The sequence below is a fragment of the Ruegeria sp. N11 genome, assembly GCF_056531525.1.
This window is the reverse complement of sequence record NZ_JBQFLX010000039.1, coordinates 1-11,580: the sequence shown is the minus strand read 5'-3', so window position 1 is coordinate 11,580 and position 11,580 is coordinate 1. Positions and strand designations below refer to the sequence as shown.

The 11,580-nt window shown below is 55.9% G+C and carries 16 protein-coding genes; 2 read left to right on the top strand and 14 right to left on the bottom strand.

Annotated features, from left to right (window positions below; translation table 11 throughout):
* The 14 genes from ACR0J8_RS23285 to ACR0J8_RS23220 all read right to left on the bottom strand — a co-directional run.
* Window positions 1-348, bottom strand: a 348-nt coding sequence (locus ACR0J8_RS23285; RefSeq protein ID WP_480892608.1) for a hypothetical protein, incomplete at its 3' end; no start/stop codon positions are given.
* Window positions 348-1,028 (bottom strand): hypothetical protein, encoded by a 681-nt coding sequence (locus ACR0J8_RS23280; RefSeq protein WP_170417989.1) that lies wholly within the window; start codon window positions 1,026-1,028, stop codon window positions 348-350. The genes ACR0J8_RS23280 and ACR0J8_RS23285, both read right to left, overlap by 1 nt.
* A complete protein-coding gene (locus ACR0J8_RS23275) occupies window positions 1,028-1,843 on the bottom strand; it encodes a TrbG/VirB9 family P-type conjugative transfer protein (protein WP_170417985.1) in 816 nt (271 codons plus the stop codon). The genes ACR0J8_RS23280 and ACR0J8_RS23275 overlap by 1 nt, the downstream gene beginning before the upstream one ends.
* A complete protein-coding gene (locus ACR0J8_RS23270) occupies window positions 1,843-2,487 on the bottom strand; it encodes a VirB8 family type IV secretion system protein (protein WP_170417982.1) in 645 nt (214 codons plus the stop codon). The genes ACR0J8_RS23275 and ACR0J8_RS23270 overlap by 1 nt, the downstream gene beginning before the upstream one ends.
* Before the next feature lie 17 nt (window positions 2,488-2,504).
* Window positions 2,505-3,560, bottom strand: coding sequence for a TrbL/VirB6 family protein (locus tag ACR0J8_RS23265; protein WP_170417979.1), 1,056 nt, complete (start codon window positions 3,558-3,560; stop codon window positions 2,505-2,507).
* Window positions 3,557-4,057: a hypothetical protein gene (locus tag ACR0J8_RS23260; RefSeq protein WP_170417977.1), complete on the bottom strand. Its 501-nt coding sequence runs from the start codon at window positions 4,055-4,057 to the stop codon at window positions 3,557-3,559. The genes ACR0J8_RS23265 and ACR0J8_RS23260 overlap by 4 nt, the downstream gene beginning before the upstream one ends.
* The gene (locus ACR0J8_RS23255; RefSeq protein WP_170417973.1) at window positions 4,054-4,800 is read right to left on the bottom strand and encodes a type IV secretion system protein; all 747 of its coding nucleotides are present in this window, start codon (window positions 4,798-4,800) and stop codon (window positions 4,054-4,056) included. Before ACR0J8_RS23255 ends, ACR0J8_RS23260 begins: the two co-directional genes overlap by 4 nt.
* Entirely contained in the window at window positions 4,800-4,937 is a 138-nt protein-coding gene (locus ACR0J8_RS23250; protein ID WP_170417970.1) for a hypothetical protein, read from the bottom strand. Before ACR0J8_RS23250 ends, ACR0J8_RS23255 begins: the two co-directional genes overlap by 1 nt.
* Window positions 4,934-7,300, bottom strand: a complete 2,367-nt coding sequence (locus ACR0J8_RS23245; protein WP_480892606.1) for a VirB4 family type IV secretion/conjugal transfer ATPase — start codon at window positions 7,298-7,300, stop codon at window positions 4,934-4,936. The genes ACR0J8_RS23250 and ACR0J8_RS23245 overlap by 4 nt, the downstream gene beginning before the upstream one ends.
* Window positions 7,293-7,571 (bottom strand): VirB3 family type IV secretion system protein, encoded by a 279-nt coding sequence (locus ACR0J8_RS23240; protein ID WP_152460684.1) that lies wholly within the window; start codon window positions 7,569-7,571, stop codon window positions 7,293-7,295. The genes ACR0J8_RS23245 and ACR0J8_RS23240 overlap by 8 nt, the downstream gene beginning before the upstream one ends.
* A gap of 3 nt (window positions 7,572-7,574) precedes the next feature.
* Window positions 7,575-7,856 (bottom strand): HAD family hydrolase, encoded by a 282-nt coding sequence (locus ACR0J8_RS23235; protein ID WP_152460685.1) that lies wholly within the window; start codon window positions 7,854-7,856, stop codon window positions 7,575-7,577.
* On the bottom strand, window positions 7,853-8,536 hold the full coding sequence (locus ACR0J8_RS23230) for a lytic transglycosylase domain-containing protein (protein ID WP_331252774.1): 684 nt from the start codon (window positions 8,534-8,536) through the stop codon (window positions 7,853-7,855). The genes ACR0J8_RS23235 and ACR0J8_RS23230 overlap by 4 nt, the downstream gene beginning before the upstream one ends.
* A gap of 462 nt (window positions 8,537-8,998) precedes the next feature.
* Entirely contained in the window at window positions 8,999-9,412 is a 414-nt protein-coding gene (locus tag ACR0J8_RS23225) for a thermonuclease family protein (protein ID WP_170417964.1), read from the bottom strand.
* 48 nt (window positions 9,413-9,460) lie between these two features.
* Entirely contained in the window at window positions 9,461-9,817 is a 357-nt protein-coding gene (locus tag ACR0J8_RS23220) for a hypothetical protein (protein ID WP_142638830.1), read from the bottom strand.
* Between the two features lie 383 nt (window positions 9,818-10,200).
* Between ACR0J8_RS23220 and ACR0J8_RS23215 the strand changes: the two genes are divergently transcribed.
* Together ACR0J8_RS23215 and ACR0J8_RS23210 are read left to right on the top strand one after the other, a co-directional pair.
* Window positions 10,201-10,695 (top strand): hypothetical protein, encoded by a 495-nt coding sequence (locus ACR0J8_RS23215; RefSeq protein ID WP_170417962.1) that lies wholly within the window; start codon window positions 10,201-10,203, stop codon window positions 10,693-10,695.
* A 367-nt stretch (window positions 10,696-11,062) separates the two neighbouring features.
* Window positions 11,063-11,580, top strand: a 518-nt coding sequence (locus ACR0J8_RS23210) for a helix-turn-helix domain-containing protein (protein ID WP_480892603.1), incomplete at its 3' end; no start/stop codon positions are given.

The following is an 11,580-nucleotide window of genomic DNA, read 5'->3' as shown; positions in this document are numbered from 1 at the left end:
GCTGACCGCCCCACCGGATAGCGCCGGCAAGACCGTGCCTTGCGTTAAGGTGCGCGACGGATCGTCAATGATCGAGGCCCCGACGATGGGTGGATATTCTTCGACCAGATTGTTTTGCCATGTCGTATTCGGGTTTTCCTGATAGCCGCGCTGTTCTTCAGGTAAGCGGGTGTCGTCTGGCTGGACTTGAACCGGCTGCGGCGCAGCAGGGAAGGGTTGGAAAATGACCGGCTGCGATCCACCATTGATCGGCTGGTAGTTTTGACCGGGTGCTTCCTGTGCCATCGCGCTTGACGCCAAAGCAACCAGGGCGAGGGTGAGTGCTGTTCTGTTCATCGTCAGCTCCATTAGTTTCTGCCGTATGGGTTTTCATCGAACACGATGCCGTCTGACTGGTTCTGGCGCTCGCGCATCCGCTTGAGTTCTTCAAGCCTGCGCCGCTCATCATCAGTCAGACCCGTAGTCTGCAAGTGGCTCATACTGGCGAGCGCCCGGGCCTCTGCATCAGCAACCGCCTGGGCAAGCTCAGTCTGAAACTTTTTCTCGCGCTCATCATATCTGACCTGAAGGCGTTCATTGGTCAGGTTCAGCGTTGCGATTTCACCGTCTTTTTCTGACAGCGAAACTTTGGCGTCCGTCAGCTCGTCTTGCAGATCGGAAATCCGGCCATTCTGTTGCTCGATTGTTTTCAGGGCTTGTTTCAGCCCTTCGGAATCGACCTGCGGCACTGCTACCGGTGTTGCCACCGCAATTTCCTCGGGCAAAGCCTCTTGTTCCGGCTCATCGACCTCTGGTCCCCGTGCGGTCAAAAGCCCGTATCGCTCGCCACCGCCTTGTTGCAAAGCGTCAACGCGGACACCCGTGTTGGTGCTTTTGTTTTCGTCGCCCATGACAAACCATACAAAGCCCAGGAACACCGCCCCTGCGATTGCAACAGTTATCAGCTTCTTTGGGTCGAACTTCTTCCGGACACGTTGCGACGGCTGTTCAGCCGCCGCCCGTGCCGCAATTGTCTGATCGCGGTTCATTACTTGCTGCCCCCCGGTTTAACTGTCTGTGAAGTGACGGGCCGACCGCTCACACTTGCCTGCTGAAACGCGTCGCCATCGTTTCGTACACAGATCGAAGTGTCCTCGATGCGCAGTGTCCAAAGATCTGAAAGGCCTTGCACCTGGATAATGCCGCGCTCTTTGACTGTGGTGTTCACCATCAGCTCGCGGCCATCAGGCAGGACACGGAAGATCCCCGGCAACTCCGCATCCTGCGGGATCTGCATATAGGTGTGAACGCCATCGTCCCACACGGCAGTAGGCGCGAAGTCAGCTTTGCCCGAGCGCGAGTAGTTTTGGTTGACGAAGCGGCCTGTTGGTTTCGGTTCGCTGCGCGCTACCGTGCCACGGCGCGTTGTAGTCCCGCCGCTGTTGTTTTTGTTGTAGAACGTGACCCGGAACGGAACACGTTTGCGTTCGGCGGCGCTCTCGGCCGGAACCAGATAGAAGTTGTATGTGCCGCGATTGGTCAGGACAGTCAGGTTTGAATCCGAGTTCAGGATTTCCGGCTTGAACGCAATAACGCGACCTTCCTGAAGGCGAGTGATCTGAAAACTTTCAGTGTCGCCCGCACCAATGCTGCGGACGGTTTCGCCCTGCGGAAAGTGAACATAGGTAATCAGGCGTTCACCCACAGGGATGCGGTACACCTGGTTCTCGACGTAATGGAAATGCGTGATGCGGTGATCCGCGTTCTTTCCGTCCGGTGTCGGTGTGATTTCAGCGAGCAGAGGCGTAGAGAATGCCAAAACTGCTGCGGCGGTGGCGGTGAGTGTTTTGAAAGAACGCTGCATCAGATGTCTCCCATTGCGTCTACGCGATAGTTGGTGACGACGAAGCCGAATGGATTTTCCAAAAGTTCGTCCATCGACGTCACGATTTTTTCCTCAAACCCATAGGTCACTGTGACCACGTAGCGGGCTGAGGCCGTTGCTTGGTTTGGAACGATCAGGGACTTGCGGATCTCGACCTGCACCGTCGCATCGTTGACCGGCGACACGCCCAGAATTTCGGTCTGCACCTTTGTCTTGGGCGTATAGATTTCGTCCGGATGGTTGTCGTTCGACCCGTCCCACAGTTCGCGGTAGGACGTTTCGGCCAGCTCATCAGAACGACGCAGCACCGATTTCAGGCGCTCGTTGTTGTCCTGGACATCATAGGTTTCCCGGTCGCGCACATAATTTGCGACTTCACGGAAGGCCATCGCCTCAGAAGGTTCCAGTTCTTCGACTTTTTCAGTCAGCAGGACCGGCAGTTTCGTGTCCGGATCAATGGAGAATGGCACCGCGCGGATTTCCTTCAAGGGAAGGAGCATCGCCCAACCAATCATAGAGGCCACGCCCATTGCCATGCCGACCATGCCGAATACCTGCCATTTGAAGGCATCGCGGCGTGCACCCAGAAAGAGTTCTTTTTCGTGATCTGTCACGTGTGACATCAGCTCAATACCTCGATTTAGGAAGATTTATTGACGCGAGCTTGTCGAATGCTCTGCCGGTAACGGTCAGCGGCGTAGCTCTGTCGAGCCGCCCCATCCTGATTGCGGGCTCTGTGTGCAATGTCCCGACGCGCTTGCATCGCGCGCGAGGCGCTGTCACGAACACCTGTCCCATCGCGGGCTGCGGAGGCCATCGCGGCGGCGGTTTTCCCACCGGCTACTGCACCCCTTGCGCCGTCGCTTGCAGTGCCCAATGCACTTCTTGCGGCAGCGACGGCACCAGTTGCCACGGCAAGACCCGAGGATGCCGAAACGATTGCACCCGACATTCCGCCCGCGAGCGATGGGATCTGCGTGAGCATCACGATTGACACAATGCAGATCGCCAAAAACCGGCCACTGGCCTCCATATTGTTCACATCCTCAACAGCGGTCAGTTCTGAGCTGAAAAGGGCCTGAATAAGAGAAACAATACCTGTCAGAACGACGATGACCATGATCAGGCCAACAGTCGTTTTCGCCCAGGCTGCGAAGATATTGGCTGTTGCTGAGCTGAGCAGCGTTGCGATGAAAACAGGCGCTAGTCCCAGCAGGACCGCCAGACCGCCTTTTGCGATCAGCGCCATGCCGGTGCCAAAAGCTACGATGACAGCCCCAACAACCCAGAGAATAGCCCCGGTGATGCTCAGGCCCCAGGTCGCGTTTTCAATGGCCTGCTGGCCCATCAAGAAACACTGAAGCGCAATGTCATCGAGTGCTTCCCAGACATTTGTTGTGCCGGTCAATTCTCCGGCAATCGTGTCTGGGAGGCTCGAAATGCCCTGATAAATGGGCTGAAAGAAGCTCCAGCTGGAAGCCATACCAATGATGATCGTCGCCCGAATGATCCAGCCGACATAGCCACCAAACCCGATTTCCCGGATTTGAAGCACACCGTTGATCAGCATTGCCACGAAGATCAGCGCGGCTATTGCCCAGAGGGCGGATGCAAGATCCGCCGCCAGGCTGTTGTATGCTTGCTGCGAGAAGTTATTAAGCGCAGCCTCAATCGAGCTGACGAAATCTTGGATCACGGCCCACAAGCCTCCTCAATTGCAGGGCGCAGAGCTTCCAGACGGGTCCGTTGCTCTTTTTTAAGCGCGGCAAGATTGTCGGACGGTTGGGTCCAAAACTCGTCTTGGTCAGCTCCGACCTTTTGGGCCGCGTCCTCACGGCTCAAACCACCCAGCGGACATTCGGTGCTGTAGGTCTCGCCAGACTTGCGCAGATTACATTGCTCGATGGTGGCCTCGTGCGCTGCTATGACCTGTTCATTCAGGATCACCACCGACCAGTTGGTCACAAGAGGCTGCTTGTCTGCGGATTGGCCCGCTTCGGCCATGCGCGCTTGATCGTCTTTGACGAATTGACGACCGTACTCACTCGCGCCCGAGTACCCAAGGCACTTACGATATTCATCGAACGGCATATCGACCTTGGGTGACGGGCGCAGCTTCACCTGTGCCGATGCAGCACCCGACATAACGACGGCGGCTGCAATGGTCAGGATGAGAGTTGAGCGGAGTTTCATTGTGAGGTTCCTCGTACATAGTTGCTGAGTGTCGAAAGATCAGCAGCGGTTGCAGCCAGATCCGTGCCCGACGCCAGAGCATTAGCCGAGGTTGCGCGCAAGATTTCAATTTCAACTTGCAGGAGTTTCAGGAGAACCGCCGTGTTATAGTCGATTGCATCCTTCAGATCTTCTTGCTGACCGATTTCACCGCGCAGTTTTTCAGCATCTTCGGAGAGCTGACCGGCCATGTCATAGCCATTCTCACCCAACGCCGACGCCATCAGGCCCGCACCACCACGCTCAGACAGGATGCGGCGAGCCTGCACATCCGATCCGCTGAAGTCGGACAAGATGCCATCGTTCAGGCCGAGGTTGATTGATCGACGTTCCATTGCCTGCGCAGCGACATCGGGCAGGCCGGAGATACCGCCCTCCGCTGCATCCAGTGCGTAGCCGAGCGTGTCAGCAGCAGTCGCCAGTTTCAAAAAGCTGCGGCTGTTGAACTCATCCAGATCTGTCAAACCGCTGATGGTTTTGAAGGAGTTTTCGAGCAATGCCCGCTGTTGTTCCAGTTTCTCGTACTGTTCCAGCAATTGCTCGTACTGGCGGACCATTTCAGCGATTTCTTTGGCCGAATTGGCGGCGTCCTGCGTGATGGATGCAGAGTCCACCACCGGAACACCCTGGGCCGATGCCATGACGGGCAGGGCGGCCAGAACTGAAACAGCAATGGTTGTGCGGAATTTCTTTGAAATATTCATCAGACAAGCTCCAAGTTTTCAGGGGGGGTCATGCGCTCAAAGTCGCAGGCGCATTTGCTGCGATAGCCCGAATAGGTGCTGGTGCAGGCTGAGACAGCGGCCAGAACTACAAGGGCGATTACAAGGCGGGTTTTCATGTGATTTCCTTCCAGAAGTTGGGGTTTTTTCGCCAGTCAGGATCAGGGAACGATTTTCCGTCTGATCCGCTCAGAACACGGAGAAGCGGGCCGAGAGCGCCGACATCGACATCGAGCCAAACACTCTCATCACCCTTTTTCATGAGCATTACGCGGTCGCCAAAATGCGCCCTCAGCGCGGCCAGCTCTGAATCGTTCAAGCCGATTGCCCGGTAGTCTGCTTCATTGCCGGATCGAGAGGGGAACAAGAGCTGCGTGCTGGTGTTTTCCAGGATCGACTTACTTGCCGCCGACGACAGGAGGTGATCGGGGATCTGCGTCATCATCATCATCATGACGTTCAGCTTCCGATACGTGGTGTAGGCATTTATGAGAATGCCAGCGCCATAAGGGTTGCCAGCAATTACCCATGCTTCATCAATCACAAAGACAGTGGGTATCTTGGTGGCGCAGCGGCGTTCGATCTGGCGCATGACGTAGCTGATCCATGCCAGCCGCACCAACTCGTCATCCAGAACCTCGGAAATGTCGAAAACAAGATGACGGGCGCCAGCAGCAAACGGATCTGAGCCACCCTCGCCAAACATCCAGGACAAGCGGCCTTCGCCAGCCCATTCACTTGCACGCTTGTACAGGTTCTTGTCATCGTCAAAGGCTCTGAACCGTTCCACCAATGAATCGAAGTTCTGAAGCGCAGGCGGCAAAGTGGCATTCGCTTGGCAAGCCCGCGTGATTTCATCCTTTTGATCGGTGGTCAGTGGTTCGTCATAGCTCAACAGGGCAATGACCCAATTGGCGAGCCAGCTTTGCCCAGCCTCATCCGTCTCGGTCTGAAACGGGTTCATGCCGGTTGGTTCACCAACTCGGACGCGGGTGTACTGTGCGCCGAGCGCACGCATGGGGGCCTCCATCGCCCGGTCTTTGTCAAAAGCGATGATCCGCGCGCCCTGTGCAACCGCCGTTGTCGCCAGCAGCATCGCGGTCACAGTTTTACCCGATCCGTTCGGCCCCAGAACGATTGTGTGGCCGGAGGGCAGGTTTTCAGCGTCTTTGCTGGTCTTGGGAAGGTGCAGCGAAACATCGTAGCTGTCCCCGTGCGTTGTCGGCAAAGTCGCCAATGGCCCCGGCCAGGGCAGCTTTTCCGCATCCAACCCTTTAGGGCGCATGTGGAACGCAACCATGTCCGCAAAGTTCTGGTCCGTGATCAGTTCTTCACGAGGACGGAATGCGAAGTTGCCGGGGTGCTGCGCGAAGTACACCGACCGCGCCGACATCGCTTCGCGTTTGACCGTGCCGCCCGAAATCTGGATTTCACCGATGATGTGTTTTTCGGCGGTTTTCAGATCTTCCTCGTTCCCAAACACACAGATCGACAGGTGGTGCTTGCCGAGTGACATGGTGCCGGAGGCAATGCCGTCCGCCAGAATGGACAAATCTTCTTCAAGCGACTTCGCTTTGTCGCCTGCCGAGCGCATTTGTCCCGACTTGCGGCGTTCCATTTCCTGCGCCTGGGCGCGGCTGATCGGCAGGAAGGATTGCGAAATCACAACATCAACCGGCAGGTCCAGCCCGTCGAAAATGCCGGGGAACGAAGCCATCGGGTAATTCTTCAGGGAATAGACACGGATGGAGCGTTCCTGATCGTCGCCCGTGACCAGTTTGCCGGTCTTGCCCTGAAACAGCACATCCTCTTGCGGCATGTTGAAGGCGATGGGTTCTGCAATGTTCGTGTGAATGATCGGCTGATACCGACCGTTCAACAGCATTCCATAATAGCCGAGCCAACGCCCCTCGCTGAGCTTCAGCCGGCGCACCCGGCTTTCGCCCAGCGTGCCCGCCAGTGTTGTGAAAACACCGTCGAGCTGTTCGATCATTTCGCGGCGTTCCTCGTCTATCGTTCCAGACGACATGCCGAACATCTGTTTTGCCCGCTCATCCTGCCGCTTTTGCAGAATGGCGCTGATGATGATCTTGCGTTCTTTCAGCTCTGCATCGACGGAAGCTGAGCGCATGGCCTGTGCCACTGCACCGGCAAAGCCGGTTGGATCTGTGATGACATGACCCGTCTCAGCCGGGACGGTCAGTCGATGAACGTAGAATGCCACCTCATTGGGTGTTGTGCGCAACACACGCTCAAACCGTTCGGCCAGGAACTCGAACTCGTTTTCGTCCAGCGTGTTTGCATTGATTCCGGTGATTTCTGCAGCGGCGATAAGGCCACCGTTGCGTGTGGAAATAACCTCATCGTCCACGACATAGCCATAAGGCAACATCTGAAAGAGGCTCATTTCATCCTTGCGCCAGATCGGCTCGATCAATGAGGGGGCAAGGGTCCACAAATCCTGTGCAGCAGGCTTAGGCACTATAGTAATCTCCCCCATGATGCTGGCGGTTTTTGGTGCGCGGAGTTTTGGAAAGGGTTACGGACAGGACGCGGAAGAAAGCCGGTTCCCATTCGTAAAAGAGGCGAAGCCCGGTGTAGAAAACAAAACCCGCAATGATTGCTGGCGCTATCCCGAACATGAAGAACGAAAGCATGGTCATCCCGAGGATCACCAGCAGATAGATCACGGGTAGGCCGCCCCATTCTGCGGGGCGGCTCAGGCCGCGAAAGACCGTATTGCGGCGCGGCATCAATCAGCCTCCGATGAATGTATCAGCGAGGCCGATAACAGCGCCGACGACGATAGCGATTACCGGGCCTTTCAACGAACCCCAGCCGAACACATAGGCGAGACAGCCCCAGATGAAGCCGACAGCGGCAAGGCTGACGCCAACGACCTTCGAGTCGGCCAGTGTTTCGTTGATGAAATCGCCAATGGCATCTTGCAGCCAGCCAGCGGAGGCGGGCGCTGCGGTGATGATGAACGCAGTGATCGCGAAAAACGCCATCTGCTGGTAGAAGTGGGTTCTTTTCATAGGTCTTTACTCACTTTGCTTAGGATGATCCGCACGTAGTTGCGGGTTTCGGTGAAGGGGGGGACGCCGCCGTATTCGACGACGCGGTGAGGCCCGGCGTTGTAGGCGGCAAGCGCCAGCTTCCAGGTTCCGAACTCGCGGTACTGCGCCGCCAAATAGCGGGCACCACCGTCGAGATTTTCTGCAGGGTTCTTTGGGTTCACGCCCAGGTCTTTCGCCGTTCCGGGCATGAGCTGTGCGAAGCCATAGGCACCCTTGGGCGACAGAGCATCAGCGCGATACCGGCTTTCCTGCCAGACCAGTGCCATGAACAACTCGGCCGGAATGTCGTGCCGTTTTGCCGCTGCATGGATTTCTTTGACGATCCGCTCTTGCGACCAGCCGCCCGAGGATCTGCGAGGCCGCGGTGCTTTGCCCGCAATCTCGATCTTTGCCTGCGGTTTGGGGGTTGGTGCTTCCGGCTTTTCATTAAGCGTGTATTCACGCATCCGGATTGGACGAACGACGCCATCAACGATTTCTGCGCGAATGCCGTTTAGATACACGCTTCCATCAGGTTCGTATTCAATGACCTGGGCACAGACATCCGTTCCGAAAGTCGCCGTCAAGAACGCCAACAACGGCCAAACGGCGTTGATCCGACATCTGTTATCGGTGAAGCTTTTGATGGAGCTGGTCACTAATTTGTCCTCCAAATTAGGTCAGTAGTTTTTACATAATTACTATTATGGGGTCGACTTCAGGTCATCTGAGCGGTGGGGAATCGGGTGCTGGGACACAGCACTGAACCTTCAGTGGCGCCGCAAAAGACCAATGTCTGGTTCGGATCTCTTAGTCAGATGTTTTGGCTGGAACGTTCGGATGTCCCGCGCGCCTCAATCGTCAGACAGCGCTAAGGGATCGGAGGTGCAGACGCGTTGTCTAGGTTTGCACCCATTGACTCTGTCGCGGTGCTGCCCAATCTAGGACCGGCATCTCGGACTACTGTTTTTACCATAGTACAGTTCTCTCTTGATGTTGGAGGAATGCCCGGATGGATTAAGGGCGTTTCTTGTCCTGTCGATTGTTGGCGCAATCGGCAGGACTGCTTATTGCTTAGTCGTTTCTCTCTGCTGTCATAAATCGTTGTTTTATCCTTTCTTTCAGCCGCACCAGGACTGGCGCTTGCCACCCGAGTACGGGCGCGCCAGACCTTCAGAAATCAGGATGGCCCCGACGTTCTGTCCAGACACGCGCCCAAGCGCCAAGAAGCGATCGTGGACGTCAAAGTGCAGCTCAATCTCAAGTTCAATTACGCCCGCGAAGTTGATGAGCTCCGTCAGCCGGTCCTTGGCTCGTAGACCCAAAGCTCTCTCAGCATCGCACTGAGCCCGGAATGTCTCAGGCGTATCAAACCCAATAAGCCGGTATCGGTCGTCACCATGGTCGATCGTGTCACCGTCAACGGCAATCACCTCGGATGCGCCGAGAGTCTTTGTTTTCCTAGCTGGTTCAATCCAAACTGCAGCAATGAACAAGGACGCGAGTGCAGCGCTGAGAAACAAGAGCCGTTTCATGCGCCCTGCCCCAGCATTTTGATGAGCCGGGTTCTCGAACGTGACCGATCAGGTTTTGGATTTCGCGTCCAGGGCCTGAGCTGCTTCGAGACCCTCTGGGGTAATCGACTCGATCGTATAGTCTGATTTGACGCAGAGAATGCGCCCATCACCAAATTCCTGATGATGCTTGAAGAGGCCCGGCCAAAGATCGAACTCTCTGGGCTCAGCGCCCGCTCGAGAGATCTTCGACTTGCACAAGGCCCCGACATAGTTCGGCGAGCTGTAAATGCAGTGGTACTTAGGTCGTCCAAGGGAAGCGAGTCCGATAAATTCGTAGCGGCATGTAAAGGGAACCTGATCCTCTTTCAGGCCCCGGACCATCTCGATGGTTACCACAGTGTATTGTCTCTTGTTGTCCGCCATGACGACCCCCTATGGGCCGTCTTCTACATCCAAAAGTTGTGGACTAAAACACAATCTACGTCAATATAAGAAAACCCGCCAATATACGATATTGGATTGTCAGAAATATATTGGCCGGATATTGCTTAGGCGATTCGCAAGCAGGAGAGACCATCTTGAAACACTCAAAATCCGGAAATCGAACTCGCGCGAAGGCCCTTGCAGTTGCACTCGCTGCACTGCCAGCCACGCAGGCTCGTGCCTATCCAATTGACTGTGCCATATTCCTTTGCCTCGCCGGGGGTTGGCCAAGTTCGGCTGATTGCGTCGCAGCCAAGGCGGAGTTCATTCGGCGCATCACACCCTACCCGGTCGAACCGCCGCTTCAACTCTGGCGCTGTCCGATGAATACGTCACACAGCCCCTCGGACTTGGGTCCTATGGAACGGTTGGAAGCCATCAAGCGCACCAGTGCTAGCCCAGTTCCAGAGCTTCCATCGGATGACACCGCTAAGCCAATACTGGTAGACGCAGCGATCTCGATAGGAAGGATCGATGCACATCACGGCCAATACGGTGACGGTTTCCAAGCCACCCCGATCAGCGTCGATCTTTCTTCTTCCGATTTCGACGTTGTGAGATCCATCAGGGTTTGGGATGTGCGCCACTACAGCTATCGCCGTCGTTCAAGGGAGGGAGATTGCGAGCGTTCGCTTGATCTTGTGGTTGGCACCTACGACGATAATACGAATTTTCGCTGGTCCGAGCGCGCTCCTGCCCCAATCCCTTACTGGCTGCCACTGGGCAATCGCTGTGAACCTCCCAGCTACTTCCGCGGCGTTGGCGTCGAGTGGACCGACACATTCGGGTTCAGCGACTACGAACTCATCCGATATTGAGGTGCTGACCTGCGGTACAACGCGTTGCTCCTGGCTATGCCACCAAAAATCGCCAGCTGCATTTTTAAACCAGGCCGATTGGCCCGGAGGAAAAACTTAATCCCAGAAACAAAAACCCCCGCAAGGCGGGGCCTCAGCGGGGATCTTCTTAAGTCACGTTTGATCACCTGATTTATAGGAAACTCCAAAATTACTGACAAGGACAAACGCATCTGTGCGAACGGTTTTTCTGTGTCTTTTTGCTGAGGTTCGAGCCGCCTTGCTTCCCCAATGAGAAGCAGACCATGAGACCGTTGAACCATTCCGAACACCCTGCCCCGCGAAGCCGCGATATCAACACTGACCTTTGCCAAATGAGGCCAAATCCATGAGCTTTCGGCAGATCGCATCCGCCCATCACCACGATAATATTCGCTTTCACAACGGCCTTCCTGAGGGCTGGAACCGTGACAGGTTACGTCAGCTCTGCGTGGGATATGCGCAGATCAGAGGCGCATCAGCCCAGTGTATTCGCACCTTAGAGATCATCATCGATATGATTACGCCATGTGCTTTTCGAGACCCGTCTCAGGAACCCTTTTGCTACGCGCGCCAGGAAACCCTCATTGCCGGGCGAGGCGTGACAGATCGGACAATCCACAATCACGAACGTGAGCTGGAAAGGATTGGTCTGATCGAACGCAGGCTTGGCGCAAATGGCGCGCGCTGTAAGCGCAAGAAGCTTGGACTCTTCCTGACCCCTGCCCTGAACCTCATTCCCGAGATGCGCGACGCGGACGTGCGCAGCAAGGCCGAGAAGAAAGAACAGGACGAGCTGCGCGGGGATCGATCACGGCTTTACCGATATGTGAAACATACTCTGGCCGTGCTTCTCTTACTCCCCTG